Source organism: Oligoflexus sp., from assembly GCF_035638955.1.
Classification (GTDB): Bacteria; Bdellovibrionota_B; Oligoflexia; order Oligoflexales; family Oligoflexaceae; genus Oligoflexus.
Genome location: NZ_DASQYZ010000005.1, coordinates 1 through 21802 on the forward strand (window position 1 = coordinate 1; position 21802 = coordinate 21802).

Below are 21802 nucleotides of genomic sequence, written 5' to 3' on the forward strand. Positions count from 1 at the left end.
CGGTGGAAGCTCCTGTTATGTCGTCCGTCGTGGCTTCGTCGGCGGTTTCTGAAGGTTCAGCATGTTGGCCGCGTTCGAGGGTCACGGGGTGGGACGCCTTCAACTCCGCCGATGCCTCGGGCCGACCACCGGCTTGCTCCTGGTTGTCTATTTCCGGGAACATTTTGACCCAAAAAATCACGGCGATGGATCCAACCGCGATACTGGCAACCAGGCTTATAGGGCCTTTGTTTTTCATCAAAACCACCTTGTTCAAAAATGAAATGCAATGGGATCATGTCCTGTACCTTGGTTAAACGAAACCAGGTGCAAATCCCTGCCTGCGGGGCTTGGAGTATAAAGACGTCCGGTAGGCGTTGCCCTTGTAGGCGCTTTTTAACGGAAGAGAGGAGTCGCCCGGTCATGACCGGGCTTTTCTCGTCTTAGTGCTTGAAGTGTCGAACGCCGGTAAACACCATCGCGATCTTGTGTTCATTGGCGGCTTGAATGGATTCCTCATCGCGCATGGACCCGCCCGGTTGAATGATGGCATTCACGCCGAGTTTCGCAGCGAGATCGACGGTATCACGGAAGGGAAAGAAGGCATCACTGGCCATGACGGAACCCTGCACCGTGCGACCAAACTCCTTGGCTTTTTCAGCGGCAAAGGTTGCGCTATCAATGCGACTCATCTGGCCCGCACCCACGGAAACCGTGACGAGATCCTTGACGTAAACAATGGCATTTGATTTCACATGCTTGCAAAGGCGCATGGCAAAGGTCAGATCTTCAGCCTGGGATTCCGTAGGCTTCAGCTGTGTCACCGCTTCCCAACGACCCTTCTCCGTACGAATTTGATCGCGATCCTGCACAAGGACGCCGCCAAGAACCGAACGGATATCCAACTGTTTCGGAGCCTGGGAGTTGTTGGTCGCCAGAAGATAAGGCAGTTCCAAAAGGCGCAAATTTTTCTTGCTCGCCAGGACCGTACGCGCTTCCGGGCTGAATGAAGGGGCTACGATACATTCGAGAAAAAGCTGGGACAGGGCGTCGGCGGTTTCCGCGTCGATCACCTTATTCACCGCTACAATCCCACCAAACGCTGATTTAGGATCGACGGCCAGCGCACGTTTATAAACATCCAGCAGGCGTTCCCCTGATCGACCCAGGGCGGCACCACAGGGATTGTTATGTTTGATAATCGTAACGGCGGTATATTCAGGAAAATCCGCGACCATCTGCACAGCGGCGTCACAGTCGAGCAGGTTATTGTACGAAAGTTCCTTGCCCTGCAAAACCTTGGCATCCTGCAGACCCCCAGACGCGCTCACATTGGAACGATAGAAGCGGGCTTTTTGATGAGGATTTTCACCGTAGCGTAGAGTCTGCTGGGATTCGAGGCGAAGGTCGTAGGCAGGAGCGAGGGTTTCAGCCGGGGCAGTTTCAAGGCTTTTTTCGTAGTAGCTGGCAATCATGCTGTCATATTGAGAAATAGCCCGGAAGGTCTTGGCAGCGAGGTAACGTCGGAACTCATCCGTAAGGCCTCCTGCTTTCAGTTCCGCGAGGCAGCGGTCGTAATCACTCGGATCCAGCAGCGGGGCCACAAAGCGATAATTCTTGGCCGCAGCGCGTAACATCGTGGGACCACCGATGTCGATATACTCGATGGCCTGGGGCAGATCAAGCTGTTGACCCACAGCTTTGGCCGCGAACTGATAAAGATTCACCACCACCAGATCAATGGATTGAATGCTGTGCTCCTGGCACTGAGCAACATGCGCGTCCTTGCTGCGATCATAGAGAATGCCGCCATGAATTTTCGGATGCAGCGTCTTGACCCGGCCGTCGAGGATTTCGGGACTGCCGGTATGGGCTCCCGCTTCAGTGACAGCAACGCCGGACTCTGCAAGAAGTTTGGCGGTTCCGCCGGTGGATAGGATTTTAAAACCCAATTGCTCCAAGGAACGAGCGAAGTCGACGATACCGGTTTTGTCGGTGACCGAGATCAAGGCCAATGGTTTGCCGGGAAGCTGAGTCATGTCGATACCCAAGTGTAAAGTTGGTCCAAGGTGGGGGAACGCGCCCCTTTTAACAGCTTTTCCCCCCTGGCCCAAGACTTTTTACGCATGAGGTCGGACAAATCCACAGGCCTGTGCGATCTGATCCAGGCGGGTCAACAGCTCGGGTTCCGTCGCCTGTTCCAGGCAACGATGGTACGCCTTTTCGTAGATATGAAAGACGGGATCATCGCGATCCTCTGGCGTAAACCCCAGATCATCATGGGTCAAAGCACACACCAGCAGGTAGATTCTGGCCATCTCATATTTCGGGATCGAGTGTTCGTGCTCTTCTGGGTCAAATTGATCAGGATTGATCCCAAAGTCTTCTTCATTCAAAAGGTAAAGGGACATGTTCTTGAGCACGAGGTCGAGGCCAGCTTCGTGATGCTTATATGCTTTTACCACGATCTTTTTGACGTGGTCTTGTTCAGGCGTATCATGGCTTCCCATGTCCATCCCTATCTCCTGGTTCCGGGTTCGGCTTCAAGATAGGCAACCTGTCCGCCAAGGGCAAGCATCGACCGTAAAACAGAGCTTTCAGGACCGAATTTTCCATGCTAAAAGGGCTGTCCTGGTGATCCATACCAGAAGGAAGACGCAGCTATGAAAATCGCCATGCTCCTCTCAGGTGGTGTCGACAGTTCCGTGGCTCTTGCAGAATTGGTGCGCGAACAGAAGCATCAAATCCAGGCCTTCTATTTAAAAATTTGGCTGGAGGATGATCTGCAGTACCTGGGCCAATGCCCGTGGGAAGAGGATCTTCAATATGCGCAGGGCGTTTGTGAAAAACTTGGTGTGCCCCTGGAAATCGTCAGTTTGCAAACCGCCTATTGGGATCGGGTGGTGTCGCATTCGATTGCCGAATTGAAAGCGGGCCGCACGCCGAGTCCGGATATCCTTTGCAATCAGAACGTCAAATTCGGTGCGTTCTGTGATCTTATCGATGAGAGCTACGAGCGCATTGCAACGGGACATTACGCGCGGCAATGCCTGTATCATGGCCATCAGCAGCTGCTCAAGGGTGTTGATCCGATTAAAGATCAGACCTATTTCCTGTCACGACTGAGCCGGGCGCAGCTCGACCGTGCGATGTTTCCGATTGGGCATATTCCGAAACGCGATGTCCGCGCTTTGGCGGCGCATTATGATTTGCCAACGCAGGCTCGTCCGGATAGTCAGGGCATTTGTTTTCTCGGTAAGCTGAAATTCAGTGAGTTCGTCAAAGCGCATTTGGGTGAATGGCCCGGTCAGATCATCGAAGTCGATAGTGGCAAGGTGCTGGGATCGCACAAGGGTTTTTGGTTTCATACCATCGGCCAGCGCAAGGGGCTTGGACTGAGCGGTGGTCCGTGGTTCGTTGTGCAAAAGGATCCTGCTCGCAACATAGTCTACGTGTCGTCGGTGGAAGCACGTTTGCAGAGACCGCAGCTGACCTTCACCATCAGCAGCATGCATTGGCTGGAAGACAAGCCATCCCTGGATCGGTTTTATACCGTGAAGATTCGTCATGGCGAGCGCACGACCGAGTGCCGTTTAGCGGATCTGGGGGAAGGTCGTATGGCGGTGGAACTGGGCCAGCCGGATGGTGGCATCGCTCCGGGACAGTATGCGGTGCTCTATGACGGTGACCTATGTTTGGGCGCTGGCATCATTGATTAAGAAATTAATTTCGTTTTCGCTTCGGGAAAGTTCCGTGATCATGTGATACTGCTGAGTCCTTGATGGATAGGTTGTATCAAACTCACAACACGAGGCGGATGAATGCAGCAGTCCTCCGTTAATGTTTCCAAAATCCCCCTGATTTTGGTTGGACTATTGTTCAGTGTTTACCCATTTGGGCCGGCTATCCAGAATATAGGTCTTGGACTTTTTGTTCTGGTGGGACTGTGGTTCTCCCGTTCAGCCCTGAAGCCGAGACTCTGGTCTCCGAAGCCAGCCGCTCGCCTTGTCATCAGCAGCATGATCGTTTTTCTTGTATGGAATGTAGTGGCGACCTGGATCAGTCCCACTCACCATTCCGATGAAAAGCTGGCCTTTTTTGTGGGTTATGCCCCCCTTTTTATCCTGCCTTGGATCGTGGGATTTTTCCCTCAGCTGGATTCAAAATCGGAGCAGAAATTGCTGTCCTATGCGGCGTCCATCGTGTTCGTATGGGGATTGGTTGTCACCAGCCAATACTTTTTTCCATGGCGTTGGGTCGGAACCCAGATCGTCCCCAATATAACGAGTCGGGCTCAAGGTTTTTATTCGCATCCGATGAGCCTGGCTTATGCCTCCCTGATCCTTTGGCCTTTGTCGATTCGGATGGTGCTCAGCTTCCCGAGGCGCTGGCCGGGTTGGGGTTTGTTCCTGGGCGCGGCTTTGATTTTGGTGTTTTCCATGTCGCGTATCGTGCAGGTTCTGGCCGCCTTGTTCGCGATGTGGAATATTTTTGTTCTGCTGTCCGGTCGGCAGCGTTCGCTTGTGCTGATGCTGGCCTTGCTGTTCGGGCTTGTTCTGGCCTTCACGAAAAATCCTGTTTCGACCCGGTTTCATCACCTGCTGAACCCGACACCGGAAGAACGGTTGTCGGATTACCCGGATGATCGTTTGGCCTTCTGGGATGCGCATTTCCTGATGATTCAGGAGCGGCCTTTACTGGGACATGGCATTCATTTGAATCTGGCGTTTCGAAAGCCTTATTATGAACGACTGGGTCTCGGGGATTTTCGCAAGCAGTATCCGGCGCACAATCAGTATCTGCAGATTCTTGCAGAAAGCGGGATAATTGGCTTAGGTTGGTATTTTGTTTGGCTTGTCGCTCTTTGGCTACTGATTCAGCGCCAGGTGGCGGATGCGTTTTTCCGAGTTTCGGCGCAGCAGACCCTGTTGATTTTTAGCCTGGGGTGCGTGACTCAGAACGCGTTCGGGGATTCGTGCGTGCGGATGGGGTTGGTCATTTTGGTGAGTTTGGTGACGCTTCGTTTCCAGGGGCATTCAAAGTTATAGATAAAGCCAAAAATGAAATTACGGAACTCGTTCTTAAACTTGAAGAACGGGAAATACGTTCATGTACTGATGCGAGCCTGATTGAGTTCACGAGTTTGGGGAGTTAATACTGGTGTCTTCCGTTGGTCGGGTGGTTCCTTCTATCAACCCAATTCAGAAGCTCGTCTGGGACATATTGCTGTAGGTAAAAATGGCAATATTTGGGGTGCAGCCCCTAATGCCGCTATTTTTAGCCGCGAGTTCGTCAACGGTGCCGATCTTTATAACTTCTATCTAACTCGCTAATGGGCATACCCCAGCCATGTCTGAGTTTGCATTCAGACATGGCCCTCGCCTTAAAACCATGCTAAGAAATCTCACTTGGAACGCAATCAAAGTGGGATCGAGTCGTGGATATAACACTGAAATTTCTCTTGGCTCTTACGCGAAACATGCCGAAGGTTCGAGGCATGGGCAAGGTCTCGTGCGTGATTCGAGATTTTTATGCCCGACATCCTCGACCCAATGTCAGGACACGCATCGGTGATGTGACCATGACGCTCAACCCCAATGATTCTGTCGAAGGCGAGCTGCTCTTTCATCCGCATCTCTATGAACGGGAGGAGCGTGAGTTCCTCATGAGGCAGCTGCGAGCTGGAGATACCTTTCTGGATGCTGGAGCGCACCTCGGATTTTTCAGTCTGGATGCTGCGAAAAGGGTCGGACGTCAGGGCAAGGTTCTGGCGATCGAAGCTCATCCTGTAACTCATGCACGTCTCACCGAAAATTTTGCAACCAATCAACTGCCTCAATGTTTTGCCGTGCATCAGGGCCTATCGGATGCACCTGGGGAATTGCCCTTGACACTTGAGACCGGCAACAGTGGAGCCAATTCCTTTCTTATCGACCGCAGTGAGCGCAGCATTATCGTTAAATGCGACACTCTTCTGCATGTGCTGCTGCAGAACGGCATTCAGTCCATTCAGGCTGCCAAGTTCGATTTGGAAGGCTTTGAATTCCGCGTACTGAAGGCTTTTTTCCAGGAAGCGCCTCGGAGCCTGTGGCCCCGATTTATACTTGTTGAGCATTTCCCCGATCAAAATGCGCGGGTCGGTGGTAGTTCCAAGGATCTTCTGCTGGCCAGCGGCTATGAAATAGCCTGGCAGCGGCATCCGCGGCCGAATATTGTTTTTGAGCTCAAGAAACAGGTTGAGTGATCAGCTCCTGCATAAGATCCAGTGTCCTGCTGGCGATGACTGTGTTGGTGTAATGGTTGAGCGCCCGCTTGTGGCCTCGCTCAGCCAGCTTTTTATGCAGCCGGCGGTCTTTGAAAAGAATGCGGATGCGTTCGGCGAGGGCCGAAACCTGGCCCTCAGGGAATATCAACCCTCCCCCGCGAATGACCCTTGGAATCTCACCAGAGTCGGATCCAATCACAACGGCACCGCTCAGCATGGCCTCGACCAGAATGCGACCAAACTGTTCCTTCCAGTTGGCTCGCGTGAGCGAAGGCAATGCGAGCACATCCGATTCCTTAAGGTACCGGTAGACCTCAACCGATTTTTTCGACCCAGTGAATAGAACATATTGCGCAACTCCGGCTTCTTGAGCCTGACGCATTAACTCTTCCTGATAGGGCCCGCTGCCGAGGATAACCAGGAAAATCATGGGCTCCTGGAGCCGAGCGAGAGCCTGGATGAGATGTTGAATGCCCTTCTCTTCCACCAGGCGACCGGCGAAGGTGACAATGAATGCCTCGCGTGGCAGCTTGAGTTCCTCACGCAGGGACATGGTTACGGTGTCCTGGATCTTCTGCAGAGCGTCTGTGTCGGCACCCATCTGGGGCAGCACCAAAGCCTTTTTCTGAAAACCCTTCTTGCGTAGTATGGCAATGGCCTCAGCGTTGCCAGCAATTGCCAGAGCCGTGGAACGGAAGACATAGCGTTCGATCCAGGAAAACGGTGGCGGATATTTTTTGTGGATATTCTGCCAGGTATAGAAACAGGAGGCCGCGCCATACTTCCGCGCAAGGGAGACGGCCTGTGCGGTAACCAGGGAATAGTGCTCCTCTTCAACATTGAAGATATCAGGTCTGAATTCCCGAACAGCTGCATCAAGGCCACGATAAAAATGAAAATGATTATGACCATTGAAGGCAATGGGCAATTTTCTGATCCAATATTCTTCTGGCTCTGAGCTCTCTTCAAAATCCTGTCCGGCCCAATTGAGAGGTACAATCAGCCCGATCTCAAAGCGCGGATCCTGTGCCATCAACCTTAGCTTCTGACGGTAAGAGGCGGCCACGTATGGCTTGGAAAGAAAAAGAACTCTGGTTTTTCGCATCACATATCTCCTGGTTGGAAGACGATACTGAATCTTTGGAGTCTTGCAAGTGCTTTTGGGCCGTCCTAATGACGGTGTTGGGATGAGGATGGCTGGGGCCAGGGCTTCGTGCTAAGGATAGGATATCGATTATATCCTGGAGTTTCTCACCCGAATGTCGATCAACCACCGCAGGATCAGTCTGGCCATTGGTGCCAACCTCATTCTCGAAGTCATCAACAAGATATCGCCACTCCTGATTCTCCATCATGCGCAAAAATCTCTGGGACTGGCTGATTTCGGATGGGCCCAATTTCAGATTGCTTTCATTGAGTCCGTGCAACCCTTCATCAGTTTTGGCTTTGCGAATTTTGCCTTGGCTCATGCAAAGGACAATGAGCCGTCTGAACTGCGTTCGCTGCTGAGTCATTTGCTGACGCTCAAGGCATTCAATGCTGGACTGGTCCTGGTTTTCTTCCTGTTTCAGGATATGTCGTCATTCGATCCTGCATCCCTGGCTATTCTGCTTGTCGTACTGATCTCCTGGGTATTTGAGGCATTCTGGCTTTGTATTGTGCGGGATAAGCTGATCGTCGTATCGTTGGCCACAGGTCTATTGCGAGCTCTATCTCTGGTGCTGATTCTGCTCCTGGTCAGGCAACCTGAGGATCGGCTTCTTTTCGTGCTGCTCTCCATCGTCCCCAGTGCCATCATTGCTTTCGGAACCGGCACTTATGCCTATTTGAAGTTGTCTTTTTCCAGGGTTTCCTGGACCAGGCTGCGTCAAGTCCTGGTGCAGTCGACGCCTTTCGCCATTGTCGTCCTGTTCGCGACCCTTTTGGATCGTCTGGATATTTTCACCGCCGAGCAGCTGTTTGGCGCTGCAGGCACAGGCATTTATTCAGGACCAGCCAGGGTTATCCTGAGTGTGTCCATGGTGCTCTCGTCGCTGGCTTTGCCATTTTTTGCCGAAACACGAAAAATAGAAGATGCCGATTCCCTCTATAAACATATTGTGATGAGTCTTTGGTTTATGACTGTGCTGATCGCACCGCTTGTGTTCGGCCTGCCTTGGGTGGAAGCGCCTCTGGTTGACCTGCTTTTTCCCAAGCTTCCCGCTTCAGCCAGTGGTCTCTTCAGCCTTCTGTCCATCAGCTTGATCGGCAGCGTGCTTCTTTCCGTATTCGGCGTCCAGCTGCTTCTGGCAAAAGGCCGTCCGTGGGCGGTCGTGGGAGCCATCTTCATTGGTTTGCTAGTGATACCAGTTTTTTCGTATGTCTTTCAAAAAAAATTGGGTCTGCATGGGGTGGCAATGGCGCTGGTACTGGCCAAGATCGCTGTTGGCTTTGCGGTTGTGTACTGCGCCCGCTGCTATCTGCCTCGATTACCCTGGAAGCCATTCTTTAAGCCCATGCTGGCTGGTGCCGGCATGTGGTTGACACTCAGTCTCATCCGGCCGAGCTCCTTGTGGGTCGCCCTCCCGGTCGGAGCTCTGAGTTATGGATTGTGCCTTTTGATCAGCAGCTGGAAGGAATTCCATGAACTGATCTCGCTTGTCAAAGCCCGACGTTCGCCCTCTTAACTTCTGGCTGCGACCACGACATGCCCCAGGTACAGCGTATCAATGGTAGGAAATATCTTTGAGAGCAGCCAGCCGGAGATGTTAACACAGGGGACGCCGAGGAGTTTGATGACGCGAGGCATGCTATTGTGAATGTAATAGTTGGCCAGCTGGTGCAGCACCTCTACGGAAGTACCCAATTTCTTCTGCGTGACGACTTGAAAACCATGCCGCTCGAAGAGCGCCTTGAGCCCATACTGAGTGTATCGGCCAAAATCAAAAGGGACTTCATGCTCTGGATAGATAAAGGGCACGGTGATCAGAATCTTTGCGCCTGGTTTCATGACGCGATGGATTTCGTCAAGAATCCCATCCAATTCGAAAACATGCTCGAAAACGTCGGAAGAGAAAACCGAGTCAAACGTCGCATCAGGGAAGGGTATCGTTTTCCCATCGTAGAAAACATCGATCTGTTCCTGGCTATGATCATGACCTGGATTCATTTGAATATCGAGGCCAACGTATTGCGTCGTCGTGAAGATATCCTTATAGGGTTTGGCGCCGCATCCGAAATCCAGGGTGTGGCCTTTGATATGATGCCTGTGATCCAGCAACGCCTTGTAACGCGACACGACGACGAAATGCGCGGAATTTATGAAAAGGGAAAGCCACGAAGGACGGAACCATTCCCGTTCCTTGATAGCCTTCGCGCGAGCTTTGACATGAGACAAGGTTGAAACGCTGGCTTTCAAGGGATCTTCCTTTTTGAAAGGGAAAGGGACTCGTAAAATACGATTTGCCTGTCAACCATGGTTTGATCGCTAAAGAGCCTCGCCTGCCTCTGTACGTGCTGGCCCATTCGACTACGAAGTTCGGACTGATCCGCAAGCCTCTTGAGCGTGAGATAAAGGGCGTGGGCCTTGAGGGGCAAAGGCAGGGGCGTGATGGGGCTGAACCCTTCCACTAAATCAGGATAAACCCCGACTGCGGTTCCCACCACCGGAATTCCGGTTTGAGCCGCCTCCACATAGACCAGGCCGAAAGGCTCGTAGTGGCTTGGCAAACAGAAGACATCGCTGCTCGCAAAATAATCATGAATGTTGGTGACGTGGCCTTTGAATTGGACGTGATCCTGTAGGCCCTTGCTTGCCGCATAGCGTTCCCACATCCCTTGCTTCGGATCGTTCCCGAGAACCCAAAGTTTCCACGGACGTGATTCCTGATGGGCCATTGCCAGGGCATCCAGCAACTCCTGCAGCCCCTTTTTGCGATGATCGTTGGATGCAAAACTGATTATAAAATCGTTGGAACGGGGAAGGGGCACAGTGCGCGGCGCTGGACTTACCCCGTTATTAATCACAGTCAGGCGATCTTTGGCGAAGGGATAATAATGAGCGATTTCATCGGCGAGTCGCTGGCACACAGCAATCACCGGGACGGGGCGTCTGTAGTTGAAGGTTTCAACGGCCCAGACCAGGAGATGTAAAGGATTCAGAAAAAGGGAAACGTACTGCCTGTTTTGCCATTTCACCCGAAGCCAGGCCCGATGACAGGCGTGCGCGGTGAGCACATTCTGATAGAGTGAGCTGCCAATGCCCAGGTTGTGAATGACATCAAATCGCTGGCGGTTGCGCCAAAGCCAAAATGTGGTCTGGCCGATGAATAGCAAAAAGTGCAAGAATGCAGGGCCTTTCAGGCTAATATGAAGCGCATGATGGAATCTGGCCCACGGCCCTTGATATTGGACATTGCCTGACAGAATTGCGACCTCATGCCCTTTTTCAAGCAAGGTCTTCACAAGAGGCGCGAGAAGCTTGGAGAAGCTATTCTGCTGCTCGTCAAAAAAAGGAAGCACAAAACAGTAACGCATGAACTGACCTTAAAAGTATAGAAACAGCAGATTACCAAAAAAATATGGAACCGTAAGGGCCAATACCATGCAGGCCAGGATCGAGTCAATTTTGGTATGCCAAATATTTCGATCGCCAATACAGGCTGTCCCCAATACCGTCGGTTGCCTGAGTCACGAGTCAACTCACGAGGGGTGCCGCCAGGTTGCAATTCTCAGGGGGATACAGTAGCATCGAGGCCTTTATTGGTCATCTTGGAGTTGCCATGACTTCGGTTCACCCTGGCACATTATCCCTGGCTCGTGATCCTGTGCCCCGCGCCTCGGACGGGGTTCACTTGGAATGGTTGCAGGATTTGGGTGCTCACTCCTATGTGGGCACACGCCTGCTCGACCTTGGCTGTGGTTCGGGTTTTGTCGCGCGATTTGCCAGTGTGGGCGTGGACATTGAAAAGCCGAAAGATGGCGTTTTCGAATCCAACAGCTGGCAATTTGTGCAGGCGAATCTCGATGGTGAAGACTGGTTGAAGGAATTACCTCTCCAGCAATTCGATATGATTTTGGCCTTTGATATCCTGGAGCATCTGCGCAGTCCTGTGGCTTTTTTGGAGCAGGTTCGAAAGCTCCTCAGTCCTCAAGGTTCCCTCTATCTCACGACCCCAAATATTCAATCCTTGGAACGCCTCCTCAACCCAGATACCTGGTCGGGCGCGACGGATCCCCAGCATCGTATTTTATTCTCTCGCTATAGCCTGAGTTTTCTCCTTCGCAAAATGGGTTTTGAAACAGTCCAAATGAAGGCCCCCATGCGCTCCCTGCGCTGGCTTCCATCCTGGCTGCAGCCGCCGATCGGCGGTCAACTGTTGGTGCAGGCCAGGCTGCAAAGCGGATGGGGAAACCGGTCTTCTCATGACTGAGAAATTTTTCCGAAAGGCGGATTCTCCGCTGCATGTACCTGAATCAGGACCGAATGGAGCGGACGCACCCAGCCGGGCGATTTACAACGCTATGGGTGACGATAATATTAAAGCCATGCTTCGCGATGTTTACGAAAAACTCGGCGCTTCGGCGATCGCAGGAATGTTTCCCCGCGAACTGGTGCGGGCCTCGGAAAAGTCTGCGCTGTTTTTTATCGGGTTGCTCGGAGGACCGCCGGTTTATATGCAAACCTACGGACCCCCAAGGATGCGGGCCCGGCATCTGCCCTTCCGCATTACGGAGGCACATCGCCGGGAATGGCTGGCCTGTTTTTATGCTGTGCTGGAACATCCGGAGCGCTACCAGTTTCCCGAGGAACATCTGGAAGGATTTAAAAAATTCCTCGACGGCTTTTCCGGATGGATGGTGAACACAGAAGAAGGATGATTAATCCTTCGCCTGCTGGCGCAGCTTCTGCCGCTCCTGCCAACGGGAATCGGCCTCCTGAAAACGCTGCTTCTCCAGTTCCGTTTCCGGCTGCAAGGCTGGGATTTTAGTGGGACGCTTATCACTGCCCAAGGCCACCATCGTAAAATAGGCGCTGGCCGTGTGAAAATGCTCACCTGTGAGTGGATTTTCTGAATCAATACGCACGCCCACTTCACAGCTTGATGTCCGTGCATAGTTCACGGTGGCCTTCAGCGTGACGACCCAACCGATTTTTACCGGGCTCAGGAAATGCAGTGTGTCGACGGCTGCCGTGACCACTTCGGTGCGGCTGTGTCTTTGGGCACAGATTCCGGCTGCAATATCCATCCAGGACATGATCACGCCACCGAAGATGGTGCCATGCGGATTGGTATGCTGGGGCAATACCAATTGGGTCATAATCACGGAACTCTCGCTGGGTGTTTTGGGGTCCAAACGTCGCACGGCAGGCCTTCCTCTCGACAGTTGATAAGGGTCTATCGGAGAAAGGCTTTTTTTCTGAAATTCGGAATTTTGGTCGAACCACAAAGAGTGGCTATTTCAGGCGATGACTCGGATGGATATCGGGCGCGCGAAAAGGGTCCGAGATTTTAAGGTGAATCTGGCCGGCCCGAGAGCCGGCTTTGAGGATCAGTGGAGCAATTTAAGACCTTCCGCCACCAACTCGTGCAGGTCATCGGACGGTTGATTGTCGGGATCGAGTTGCTGGCTTAAATCACGAGCCCAGCTGGTGCTGAGTCCTTGGGAGCCGAGATGTTCACGAGCCAGCTCATACACCTCGAGTTGCAGGAGCCATTCCTTGGGATGATCCCGCTGGACGGCGACAGCCAGGGCTTCCAGTTCCTGGAGTTGGGATGTTTTATCGACTCCACGCTGGTTCAGGCGGTCTCGAAGGGTGCGCAGTTTTTGATAACAAGCGATGCCATCGAGTTCTTCAGCAGAATAAGGTGTATCACGCGCTGGTGTGGTTTCGGCGGGCGTGATTTCCTGCTCCCCATATTTTTCCCGATCGGCGGGTCCGCCGTAGACGGAGGGGACTGTATCTCCCACGACCATATCAAATTCACCCCAGGCCGGATCAAAATAGAGCTGACCATTTTTACGAACGGAGCAATCTGTAAAGGTCACCAGGACCAGCTGACTTTGTTCGCGATGCAAACGCAACACACGTCCGTTCACTTCAAAACCTGATGCGAAACGCAGCGTGGTCGTTTGATTCACTGTCAGACCCAGTTCGCGACATTCACTTTCGTTCATATTGGAAAGGGAACGGTCCGTGTAACCTGCCAGTCGACCCACGGGCGAACTGAATCCATGCGCATGACGCGTGGTTCCCTGCCCCTCAATTTCCCGGCCTTGCCAACTGATCTGAACCGGTCCGGAAAATTTAACGAAATCCACGCGATCACCCGTTTGCTCATAGGCGGTGAGCCGTCCCGTGATGCCGATATGGGTATTGAGATCAACCGTACAGACAGCTCCCCCCTCCTGACCACGCTTCAGAGCTTCGACACCGCCGATGCGATAAGCAAGCATCGCATCCAGTTCATGCAGGACATCGTTGAGATGATGCATGCTCTCGGCAACGAAGAGTTGGGGCTGAGGCTCAGTGATGTTGTAGGAGTATTTAATGCAGTCCAGACTCAGGCGAATTTTTTTCACCTTCGAGGTCATCGCGTGTTTGGATTCACCAACGGAGGAGAGGAGTCCGGCTCCATAAATTTTCGGCTGATCCAACGAACCGACGAGGCCATATTCCGCCGTCCACCAGCTCATGCGGGCGACCAGAGCCTGCTCCGAGGTGTAGGTGAAGGATTTAAGAGCTTGCTGCAGACGCTGCTCCGCGCCGCTGATCACCGCCTGGGTGCTTTCCGGCTTTTCTTTGATGTCAGACAGATAACGCACCGCTTCATAAAGCATCAGGTCCTGTTTGGAATAGATGGCTTTGGATCCGAGGGAGGCGTAGTACGCGAGATAATCGCTGTACTCCTTATCGGGAATAATCGGAGCATGTCCCGCCGCTTCATGAACGATATCCGGTGCCGGCGTATAGGCGATGTGATCAACACTGCGCATATCCGTGGCTATGGGCAGAATTTTACGCGCTTGAAACTCGATGAAGGCCCAGGGTGCAATAAAGCCAACGACAGGCACGGCACCCCAGCCGAATTCCTGGAGCGCGCGATCGATTTCATCAACATGGGGAATGCGATCCACCTGCAGACCTGTTTTTTTGAAACCCGATGTATAGGTGCTGACCGCGTGCTCAGGGAAAAAATCCATGGCCCGACGCATGATATAACGCCAAGCGGCATGATCGCGCGCGGTGTATTTGCTGGTATCATGTTCCGTGCAGTAGGCCCGGAGATAAGGTGGAAGTCGGTCCAAAGAACGCTGCATAAGGCCCCCCTTCGATTGATCCAACATTTTTTTTACAGCGAGCGCAGGAAAATTACTACCTCCCGGTGGGAACCCCTTGGTGGGCCTGGGTGATCAAATCCCTGTAGGACCTGGCCTGCTGGGCCGGATCCTTGGCGTAAATGATGGCGCGTCCAACATTGGCTATCGTTCGCGGACCGAAAAGACCCAGAATGGGAGCGATGTCGCCACCTTGGGCCCCGATACCGGGGACCAGCACCAAGGCTTCGGGAAGGATACGAGCAACGTCAGCAATTTCCTCGAGCGTAATATGATTTCCAGGGCTCGGGGCGCCGATCACAATCCCATCAGCCTGTGCTTCCGCGGACTGTTTGGCGAGGAATCGATAAAGAGGTTCGCCATTGATAAGAGCGTTTTTCATCAGTCGATATTCGGGATTGGACATCAGGACCAAGGGGATAAGACCCACGCCGTGCGCCTGAGCCTGGGAGCCGGCCTGGAGTGTATTGCCAGGGAAGGGCGCATAGGTGATGGCATCAAAGCCTTCCTGTTTTGCGTGGTAAATGCCGGCATCGTTGGTGTCACCAATGTCGGCAAGTTTACTGTCGTCGATACTGATCATGCCCTGTTCGTGGATGCGATCGTTAAGGGAACGCATATCCTCACGCGTGATGTCCTTGAAGTAATTCCGATTGAGCTTGATGCCTGCCGTATAGGGGGCGACCGCATCGATGATGTGCCTTGTCCATTCCGTTTTACTCACGCCCTCGGGCATTTGGTGACCGTGTCGTTGCGCGGCTTCTGCGGGATCAATGCCGACGCAGAGAAGACTGTTTTTTCTTTGTGCCGCCTGCAACCATTTTTGACGAAAATTCATAGCCGGATCCTTTCAAGACAATTGATCGACAGACAGACCCAATTCTGCAGCCAGAGCCTCCACCAATTCACGTGGGGGTTGGCGCTGACGGACAGCGAGACGGAGCAGGTCCGGGGCGCGACTCATCGGATGGTAGCTGATACGCGAACCATAGGTTTTTTGCAGATATTCGGGAACCGTGAGCCCATCATCGCGGCGTTCGCATCGATCCGTCAGGCAGATGACACCGCGCACGTCGATGCCGGCTTCAAGAAGCTGATCCAGGCATTGAAAAAGGGAGAGACCGGTTGTCACGGTGTCTTCCAGCACGAAGGTGGCACCGTGGGGTTGACCGATGAAAAAGCGATCGGCCGGATCACCGTGGGGTTTGGGTTTGGCTCGCCCCATGGCAATGACATGGCTGCCTTGGGCGTAACCTGCCGAGGTTTGAGCGAGCTTCAAAGCGGCGATCACAGCAGTTTTCGTGGCGCCTTCTGGAACGCCGTAAAGAGTGTCGCAGGCGAGATGGTGTTCCCGCATGAAGGTGACAACAGAGTCGGTGAGTTGATCCAGCAGCCAGGCGTCGTTGGTGGATTTGCGCCAATTTACGTAAAAATGGCTGAGGCGCCCGCTTTTTAAAGTCAGAGGTTTTTCGAAAAATCCAATGATTTCATTGTTGAGAATGAAGTCCGGAAAACTGAGGGTCATCGAAATAGTCCCCTATGGCAAGTTTGGGCGCATCCTACACCAAACAGGAAGTGGGGGAAAGGCTTGAATTTACGGGATTTCATGTCGCATCGCAGAGAGTGGAATGGCAAGCTCCCGGTCCCAGAGCGAGTCTCTGGGATGCCGGGAGAGAGTTTTGCTACAAAGGTCTAGCCGATACCGAAGAGCATGTCGGCATAGGTTGGCAAAGGCTGCTTGTCACGTGGGAGCATGGCTTCCACGCGGTCGCTGGCATCGCGCAGCTCTTCAAGCTGCGGATAGGTGGTGTTCGCCATCAGCTTTGCGGTCGCAGTCAGGTTATCGTGCTCCATCGCATCGCTCGATGTGATTTTGGTCACAGCCGCGCGAAGGGATTGGATCTTGTGAGACAGCTGTGTGGTTTCCTTGCCGAGCAGCATGGCCACTTCCTTGGCACCCGTCTCAATGCCAAGCTCCTGGGAATTCTTCACCAGCGTCATCAGATCCTTCAGATAATCAAACGCAGCAGGAAGGATGGCGGTTTCCGTCAATTCCAAAGCGCAGTTCATTTCAATCAAACGTTGCTTCAGATAACGTTCCAACTGAATCGCGAGACGGCTGGCAATGTCTTCCGAACGGAAGATCTTGCCTTCCACCAAAAATGCGGTTTTGTTTTTATCGGCCAGCACTTCCAACGCCGCAGGAGTGTTGGGGAAGTTGCTGAGGCCACGGCGGGCAGCTTCATCACGCCATTCCTGGGAATAGCCGTTGCCTTCAAAACGAATCTTCTTGGTTTCTGTAATCACACCACGCAGAACCGAGATAATGTCTTCAGGCGACACCACTCCGTTTTTCGCTTTGGCTTCCAGCTTGGTGTTCAGTTTTTTCAAACCGGATGCCACAGCCGCATTCAGAATCGTGGCCGGATAGTTGATGGGCGAACTGGAACCCACCGCGCGGAACTCAAACTTGTTGCCGGTGAAGGCAAACGGTGAGGTCCGGTTGCGGTCGGTGTTATCCTTGGCCACTTCCTGCAGGTGCGAGACGCCCAGATCCAGCATCACGCGTTCCGCCGACAGGCCTTCGGTTTTACCCGATTCCAAAGCGTTCAAAATGCGCTCCAGTGTATCACCCAGGAACGCACTGATAATGGCTGGAGGCGCTTCGTTGGCTCCCAGACGATGATCGTTGCCTGTGGTAGCAATGGCCGCCCGCAGTACATCAGCATGATCGGTGATACCTTGCAAGGTCGCGCACAGGAAGGTCAGGAACACGATGTTTTCATGAGGTGTGTGACCAGGCTCGAGCAGGTTGCGGCCAGTATTATCGGCCATCGACCAGTTCAAGTGCTTGCCGCTGCCATTGACTCCGGCAAAGGGCTTTTCATGGAAGAGGACCACAAAACCGTGACGAACGGCAATCTGCTTCATCACCTTCATCAGCAGCTGATTGTGGTCAGCCGCGATGTTCGAGGTTTCAAAAATCGGCGCGACTTCGAACTGGTGCGGAGCCACTTCGTTGTGCCGGGTTTTCAGGGGCACCGCGAGCTTATAAAGTTCCAGTTCGGCTTCGTTAATAAAGGACTGCACTCGGCTTGGAATATGACCGAAGTAATGATCCTCGAGTTCCTGGCCCTTGGCGGGTTTATGGCCCAGCACCGTGCGGCCGGTCATGCTCAGATCCGGGCGCTTGTCATAGTATTGCTTCTCGATGACAAAGAATTCCTGCTCAGCGCCAATGTTATTCAAAACGTTGGTGACGTTTTTCTCACCCAGAAGATGCATGGTTTTGACAGCGGCCTGGTTGAGGATTGCATTGGAACGGAGGAGGGGAGTTTTGTAGTCGAGGGCTTCGCCGTGGTAGCTGATGAAGACGGAGGGGATGTAGAGAGTTTTGCCGCTTTCCGTTTCCATAATGAACATGGGACTTGATGGATCCCAGCCGGTGTAGCCCCGGGCCTCAAATGTGGCCCTCAAACCACCCGATGGAAAGCTGGAGGCATCGGGCTCACTTTGTAAAAGTTCCGCGCCGGTGAAACGCTCGATCGGCGCTCCGGACTTATCAAACCAAAGGAAGGCGTCATGCTTTTCTGCAGTGGCGCCTGTTTGCGGTTGAAACCAGTGGCAGTAATGAGTGGCGCCACGCTCGGAGGCCCATTCCCGAACGGCTGTTGCAATGCGGCTCGCCAGATTGGAGTCGATCTTGCCGCCAAATTTCATCACGGTATCGAGCGTCTCGACATCCTGACTGGAAAGACGTTTGCGCATCGCACGAAGATCAAACACGTTGGACCCAAAGTAGTCCGTGACGCGAGCCAGCTTGTTGTCGCTCGTGCGGGGACGGTCAATGGTACGAATGGGGTGAAACACGGTGTCGGATGACAATAGGCTCATGCGATAGTCTCCTCCTGTGGTAGCGCCAAAATATCTGGGATAGGGAACCTGAAAACAAGGGAATATCACAGGGTTTGGAAAATGAAAACGGAGCCCTTAAAAAAGGTGGGGCGCTCGCTGTGGGAGAAAGCTTCCGTTTGGAGGGACTTTAAAAAAGGTTCAAGCGTTTCGGTATTTTTGCTGAATGTCTGCGTGTCCATCTAGCATACTGGGTTTCAGAATTAGGGTTGCGCAAGTTTCAGGACCATGGCCATCGCCAGCTGGCTGACTTTCTCAATGCTGTTATAATCCAGGGTCTCCGGAAGGTCGGACGGCTGATGCCAGGTCTGCAGGTTGTCGAAGTCGATCAGATCGATCGCAGGGACGCCCTTCTGCAGAAAAGGCACATGATCATCGACGGAATTCCTGGAATAGGAACGTCCATAGAGGTCACCCTGGAATAATTCCTTGTCCAGGTTCACGGCCATGGTCATCAGTTTGGGGTCCGACAGCGAATCCAGGGCCAGCCGCACTCCAGGCATGCCGATCATATCCAGCAAAACCAGGGCTTTGACCTGTTCTCCGCCCAAATGTTTGGGCAGACATTGCGCCGAAGCACAGGTTTCCAGCTGCTCTGCCAAATGCCGACTGCCGTACAGATTATCCTGCTGACGGGCTGGGTGACGTTCTTCGCCATCACGCCATTCAGGAAGCCAGGCTTCCTCGCCATCAAACCACACGGCCATCACGGAACATTTCAAATCCGCTCGTTCCTTCAGTTGCCGCATGATTTCCAAAAGAGCCGCTGATGATGATGCCGAATCGTTGGCTCCCAGGTATGGGCCGGCATCCAGACGCTTGGTATCATAATGCGAAGCCACGAGAACCACGCAGCTGGCGTTGGGGACTTTGTACTTGGCGTAGACATTGCGAGCGGTCAGGTCGATGGTCAGTTTTTGCATGACACTGCCACTGGTCCCGCCGAGGAATGCAGGATCCGGTACACTCACGGGAAAGGTGTCCACGGATGCGGTCAAACCCATGGCTTCTGTTTCCTTTTGCAGCCAATCCGCAAGCTGCGCCTGACGGGGTGAACCCATGGTATGCGATTCGGTCGTCAAGATCGCAACTGCGCTGCGGACCCGCTTTTCGTCCCAAGGCATCAGGGATTTCCCGGGTTCCACCTGGGATTTGCAGAAAGCGCCGGACATGAACACGGCGAGAAGAAGGATTTGCCCGCGTATCATCTGAAGATCCTTTTGACTTTCATAACCTACGCTTTACCCCCACCCGAGCTGGACTTATAATGGCAGCAAAGAAGGAGGCTGAGCATGTGGTTTCGAGTAATTTTAACGGCCTTTGCGCTGGCCGTGGTTCTATATCTGCAGTTCGGCTTTAATATCAAGGATTGGATCAAACAATCCGCGACTCAGACGACGGAAACTTCGGGCACCCCTTTGGAATCAGAACCGACGTCGCCACCCTGAATGGGAAAAGGAAGGTCAAAGCCTTCCTTTCCATCAAACTTTTTTCTGTGGCTTGGCTTTGGAAGTGGAGCCATCCAGCCAGGGCATCCATTCGATGAGCTTGCCGGAGAAGAGCAGCACACCCAGGATAACAAACGGAATGCTGAGGATCTGTCCCATATTCAACGGCAGTTCATTCTCAAACGGCACCTGATTTTCTTTGAAGAACTCGATGAAAAAGCGTGATGTGAAAATCCAGATAAACAAGAGACCGATCATCTGACCACGCTTTTTGCCTTCGGTTTTCTTATAGAGCAAGAGGAGAAGTCCGGTCAGCACGAGGTAGCTGATCGATTCATAGAGCATGGCCGGGTGACGAGGCACGGTTTCACCGGCGCCTTTGAAGATGATGGCCCACGGCACCTCACTGGGCTTGCCGAGAATTTCCGAGTTAAAAAAGTTACCAATACGAATACAGGCCGCAGTAAAGGCAATGGCAATCGAAAGACGATCGGCCAGCCAAACGTAGCCTTGATCCGGATGTTTGCGTTTATAGAGCCATACAGCAATAATGACACCAATGGTCCCGCCATGACTGGCCAGCCCGCCCTTCCAGATGAAAAGAATTTCGAAGGGATGGCTCAGATAGTATTCCGGTTCATAGAATAAACAATGACCCAGCCGTGCTCCAATGATGGTCCCGAGCATGACATGAAAGAGCAAAGAGGAAAGGTCTTCTTCGTTATAGCCTTCCTTCCTGAAGATCTTCGCCATGAACGAGTAGCCGACCATAAAGCCGATGGCGAACATCAGTCCATACCAGCGCGGCGCGAAGCTGCCTAATTTAAATATCTCGGGGGCAAAGTCCCAAACTAAGTGTTCCATAAAAAAGCAGCTTCCTCCTGGTCTGAGAATCGATACCCCGGTGAATGAGGCGTGGCCACCCATTATGGCAAAAAGAATAGTAAAAAGCATCCGTTTTACTCCCACCGGTCCATCCCGTCCTGTCGCATGGAATCAGTCTGGGCAAGGCCATGCTTTTCGTGAATCATAGAACGGTGGCATCAACGCGTATCGGGGCAGGCGTACCATGACAAAAATAGCAAACAAAGTCAGCGTGGAAACATTCATGTCCGTGATCATCCAATGCGCGATCCTCACCGTAGGACTCTTGCGCCAGGATTTTCGACAGAAGGATGTCATGTTCTATTTGGACCTGATCAAGGATGTCATCCACAAAGGAATGCTCGGGCGGTCGATCGATATTCAATTCGTGCAGATTCAGCGATGGCTGAAACGTTATGAAGAGTTGGGCTGGGTCAGCTCGCGTCGTGAGGGACGGGTGACCACTTTTCGCATGAAGCTGGCTGGTTTTCGCGGCCTCTTGCGCTCCCTGTCGGCTGAACAGCAGCTGTTGCAAATTCCGGAAGCACTGCTCATCCAACAAATTCTGGATGCTTACGGCGCTTATCTGCGGGACCGGCTGTTCAAAGAAAAATCCGCGGAAGGTCGCCACGACCAAGCCATCCGTCAGTATCTGAAACCTGGTATCGTGTTTGAAAATCAAATTCGATTGCTCGATCAGATCATTGCCAATCAGGAGCGTCGCACGCAGGATTCGCTACGTTTGCAGTCCTTTTGTAACAGCGAATTGGAAAAAGGGGCCAGCCCGGAGGCGATCGCCCAGACCATGCCCTCGGAATTCAGCTATCAATTGTCCCATCAAAAATCGTTTCGTGATCTTTTGCAGGAAATCCCGAAGTCCTTGAGTGACTTTGAAATCCGCGAAGGGTTCGCGCATCGTCATCGACGGTTCTATGAACCGTACCTTCGCTTTCTGAAAATCCAGCGAGAATTTTATGTGGGCATGCTGGAAAACTCCTGACTCACGGAACCAGCT

At 52.8% G+C, this 21802-nt stretch carries 21 protein-coding genes; 8 read left to right on the top strand and 13 right to left on the bottom strand.

Translation table 11 applies throughout. From position 1 onward, the window contains the following. The 3 genes from VE954_RS00160 to VE954_RS00170 form a co-directional block, all read right to left on the bottom strand. Positions 1–238 (bottom strand): hypothetical protein (locus VE954_RS00160; protein WP_324948390.1); only part of this gene is annotated, 238 nt, incomplete at its 3' end. A gap of 184 nt (positions 239–422) precedes the next feature. Continuing rightward, entirely contained in the window at positions 423–2018 is a 1596-nt protein-coding gene (gene purH / locus VE954_RS00165; RefSeq protein ID WP_324948392.1) for a bifunctional phosphoribosylaminoimidazolecarboxamide formyltransferase/IMP cyclohydrolase, read from the bottom strand. 81 nt (positions 2019–2099) lie between these two features. Next, a complete protein-coding gene (locus VE954_RS00170; RefSeq protein WP_324948394.1) occupies positions 2100–2495 on the bottom strand; it encodes a hypothetical protein in 396 nt (131 codons plus the stop codon). A 147-nt stretch (positions 2496–2642) separates the two neighbouring features. Here VE954_RS00170 and mnmA point away from each other — a divergent pair, with 147 nt between their 5' ends. The 3 genes from mnmA to VE954_RS00185 all read left to right on the top strand — a co-directional run bounded on the left by mnmA (position 2643) and on the right by VE954_RS00185 (position 6223). Beyond that, complete coding sequence (mnmA, locus tag VE954_RS00175) at positions 2643–3698, top strand: tRNA 2-thiouridine(34) synthase MnmA (RefSeq protein WP_324948396.1); 1056 nt, start codon at positions 2643–2645, stop codon at positions 3696–3698. Positions 3699–3800: 102 nt separating this feature from the next. Next, the gene (locus VE954_RS00180) at positions 3801–5027 is read left to right on the top strand and encodes an O-antigen ligase family protein (RefSeq protein WP_324948398.1); all 1227 of its coding nucleotides are present in this window, start codon (positions 3801–3803) and stop codon (positions 5025–5027) included. Positions 5028–5416: 389 nt separating this feature from the next. Further along, complete coding sequence (locus VE954_RS00185) at positions 5417–6223, top strand: FkbM family methyltransferase (RefSeq protein WP_324948400.1); 807 nt, start codon at positions 5417–5419, stop codon at positions 6221–6223. Here the strand turns inward: VE954_RS00185 and VE954_RS00190 are convergent. Beyond that, the gene (locus VE954_RS00190) at positions 6204–7349 is read right to left on the bottom strand and encodes a glycosyltransferase family 4 protein (protein WP_324948402.1); all 1146 of its coding nucleotides are present in this window, start codon (positions 7347–7349) and stop codon (positions 6204–6206) included. The genes VE954_RS00185 and VE954_RS00190 overlap by 20 nt on opposite strands. Positions 7350–7503: 154 nt before the next feature. On the opposite strand from VE954_RS00190, the gene VE954_RS00195 reads away from it, so the two are divergent. Continuing rightward, positions 7504–8910 carry a lipopolysaccharide biosynthesis protein gene (locus VE954_RS00195; RefSeq protein WP_324948404.1) on the top strand — a complete coding sequence of 469 codons (1407 nt, stop codon included), beginning with the start codon at positions 7504–7506 and terminating at the stop codon, positions 8908–8910. Here the strand turns inward: VE954_RS00195 and VE954_RS00200 are convergent. Beyond that, entirely contained in the window at positions 8907–9641 is a 735-nt protein-coding gene (locus VE954_RS00200) for a class I SAM-dependent methyltransferase (RefSeq protein WP_324948406.1), read from the bottom strand. The genes VE954_RS00195 and VE954_RS00200 overlap by 4 nt on opposite strands. After that, positions 9638–10759 carry a glycosyltransferase family 4 protein gene (locus tag VE954_RS00205; RefSeq protein WP_324948408.1) on the bottom strand — a complete coding sequence of 374 codons (1122 nt, stop codon included), beginning with the start codon at positions 10757–10759 and terminating at the stop codon, positions 9638–9640. The genes VE954_RS00200 and VE954_RS00205 overlap by 4 nt, the downstream gene beginning before the upstream one ends. 245 nt (positions 10760–11004) lie before the next feature. Between VE954_RS00205 and VE954_RS00210 the strand changes: the two genes are divergently transcribed. Beyond that, complete coding sequence (locus VE954_RS00210) at positions 11005–11655, top strand: class I SAM-dependent methyltransferase (protein ID WP_324948410.1); 651 nt, start codon at positions 11005–11007, stop codon at positions 11653–11655. Continuing rightward, positions 11648–12103 (top strand): hypothetical protein, encoded by a 456-nt coding sequence (locus VE954_RS00215; RefSeq protein WP_324948412.1) that lies wholly within the window; start codon positions 11648–11650, stop codon positions 12101–12103. The genes VE954_RS00210 and VE954_RS00215 overlap by 8 nt, the downstream gene beginning before the upstream one ends. Here VE954_RS00215 and VE954_RS00220 read toward each other — a convergent pair whose 3' ends face one another. The 6 genes from VE954_RS00220 to VE954_RS00245 all read right to left on the bottom strand — a co-directional run bounded on the left by VE954_RS00220 (position 12104) and on the right by VE954_RS00245 (position 19683). Beyond that, positions 12104–12589 carry an acyl-CoA thioesterase gene (locus VE954_RS00220; protein ID WP_324948414.1) on the bottom strand — a complete coding sequence of 162 codons (486 nt, stop codon included), beginning with the start codon at positions 12587–12589 and terminating at the stop codon, positions 12104–12106. 186 nt (positions 12590–12775) lie between these two features. Continuing rightward, the gene (locus VE954_RS00225; protein ID WP_324948416.1) at positions 12776–14545 is read right to left on the bottom strand and encodes an aromatic amino acid hydroxylase; all 1770 of its coding nucleotides are present in this window, start codon (positions 14543–14545) and stop codon (positions 12776–12778) included. Between the two features lie 55 nt (positions 14546–14600). After that, entirely contained in the window at positions 14601–15401 is an 801-nt protein-coding gene (locus VE954_RS00230; protein WP_324948418.1) for an orotidine 5'-phosphate decarboxylase, read from the bottom strand. A gap of 12 nt (positions 15402–15413) precedes the next feature. Then, positions 15414–16088: a hypothetical protein gene (locus VE954_RS00235; RefSeq protein ID WP_324948420.1), complete on the bottom strand. Its 675-nt coding sequence runs from the start codon at positions 16086–16088 to the stop codon at positions 15414–15416. Between the two features lie 167 nt (positions 16089–16255). Continuing rightward, positions 16256–18457 carry a glutamine synthetase III gene (locus tag VE954_RS00240; protein WP_324948422.1) on the bottom strand — a complete coding sequence of 734 codons (2202 nt, stop codon included), beginning with the start codon at positions 18455–18457 and terminating at the stop codon, positions 16256–16258. A 221-nt stretch (positions 18458–18678) separates the two neighbouring features. Further along, on the bottom strand, positions 18679–19683 hold the full coding sequence (locus VE954_RS00245; RefSeq protein ID WP_324948424.1) for a M28 family metallopeptidase: 1005 nt from the start codon (positions 19681–19683) through the stop codon (positions 18679–18681). Between the two features lie 84 nt (positions 19684–19767). Between VE954_RS00245 and VE954_RS00250 the strand changes: the two genes are divergently transcribed. After that, positions 19768–19923 (top strand): hypothetical protein, encoded by a 156-nt coding sequence (locus VE954_RS00250; protein ID WP_324948426.1) that lies wholly within the window; start codon positions 19768–19770, stop codon positions 19921–19923. Positions 19924–19956: 33 nt separating this feature from the next. Here VE954_RS00250 and lgt read toward each other — a convergent pair whose 3' ends face one another. Beyond that, positions 19957–20787, bottom strand: coding sequence for a prolipoprotein diacylglyceryl transferase (gene lgt, locus VE954_RS00255; protein ID WP_324948428.1), 831 nt, complete (start codon positions 20785–20787; stop codon positions 19957–19959). A gap of 205 nt (positions 20788–20992) precedes the next feature. Between lgt and VE954_RS00260 the strand changes: the two genes are divergently transcribed. Beyond that, positions 20993–21787 carry a hypothetical protein gene (locus VE954_RS00260; protein WP_324948430.1) on the top strand — a complete coding sequence of 265 codons (795 nt, stop codon included), beginning with the start codon at positions 20993–20995 and terminating at the stop codon, positions 21785–21787. Positions 21788–21802: the final 15 nt, after the last annotated feature.

What these genes read in the sequence shown, in the direction of transcription:
- purH (WP_324948392.1), bottom strand. Translation starts at nt 2,018, where the DNA reads ATGACTCAGCTTCCCGGCAAACCATTGGCCTTGATCTCGGTCACCGAC.
- VE954_RS00170 (WP_324948394.1), bottom strand. Translation starts at nt 2,495, where the DNA reads ATGGACATGGGAAGCCATGATACGCCTGAACAAGACCACGTCAAAAAG.
- mnmA (WP_324948396.1), top strand. Translation starts at nt 2,643, where the DNA reads ATGAAAATCGCCATGCTCCTCTCAGGTGGTGTCGACAGTTCCGTGGCT.
- VE954_RS00180 (WP_324948398.1), top strand. Translation starts at nt 3,801, where the DNA reads ATGCAGCAGTCCTCCGTTAATGTTTCCAAAATCCCCCTGATTTTGGTT.
- VE954_RS00190 (WP_324948402.1), bottom strand. Translation starts at nt 7,349, where the DNA reads ATGCGAAAAACCAGAGTTCTTTTTCTTTCCAAGCCATACGTGGCCGCC.
- VE954_RS00195 (WP_324948404.1), top strand. Translation starts at nt 7,504, where the DNA reads ATGTCGATCAACCACCGCAGGATCAGTCTGGCCATTGGTGCCAACCTC.
- VE954_RS00205 (WP_324948408.1), bottom strand. Translation starts at nt 10,759, where the DNA reads ATGCGTTACTGTTTTGTGCTTCCTTTTTTTGACGAGCAGCAGAATAGC.
- VE954_RS00210 (WP_324948410.1), top strand. Translation starts at nt 11,005, where the DNA reads ATGACTTCGGTTCACCCTGGCACATTATCCCTGGCTCGTGATCCTGTG.
- VE954_RS00215 (WP_324948412.1), top strand. Translation starts at nt 11,648, where the DNA reads ATGACTGAGAAATTTTTCCGAAAGGCGGATTCTCCGCTGCATGTACCT.
- VE954_RS00225 (WP_324948416.1), bottom strand. Translation starts at nt 14,545, where the DNA reads ATGCAGCGTTCTTTGGACCGACTTCCACCTTATCTCCGGGCCTACTGC.
- VE954_RS00230 (WP_324948418.1), bottom strand. Translation starts at nt 15,401, where the DNA reads ATGAATTTTCGTCAAAAATGGTTGCAGGCGGCACAAAGAAAAAACAGT.
- VE954_RS00235 (WP_324948420.1), bottom strand. Translation starts at nt 16,088, where the DNA reads ATGACCCTCAGTTTTCCGGACTTCATTCTCAACAATGAAATCATTGGA.
- VE954_RS00240 (WP_324948422.1), bottom strand. Translation starts at nt 18,457, where the DNA reads ATGAGCCTATTGTCATCCGACACCGTGTTTCACCCCATTCGTACCATT.
- VE954_RS00245 (WP_324948424.1), bottom strand. Translation starts at nt 19,683, where the DNA reads ATGATACGCGGGCAAATCCTTCTTCTCGCCGTGTTCATGTCCGGCGCT.
- VE954_RS00250 (WP_324948426.1), top strand. Translation starts at nt 19,768, where the DNA reads ATGTGGTTTCGAGTAATTTTAACGGCCTTTGCGCTGGCCGTGGTTCTA.
- lgt (WP_324948428.1), bottom strand. Translation starts at nt 20,787, where the DNA reads ATGGAACACTTAGTTTGGGACTTTGCCCCCGAGATATTTAAATTAGGC.
- VE954_RS00260 (WP_324948430.1), top strand. Translation starts at nt 20,993, where the DNA reads ATGACAAAAATAGCAAACAAAGTCAGCGTGGAAACATTCATGTCCGTG.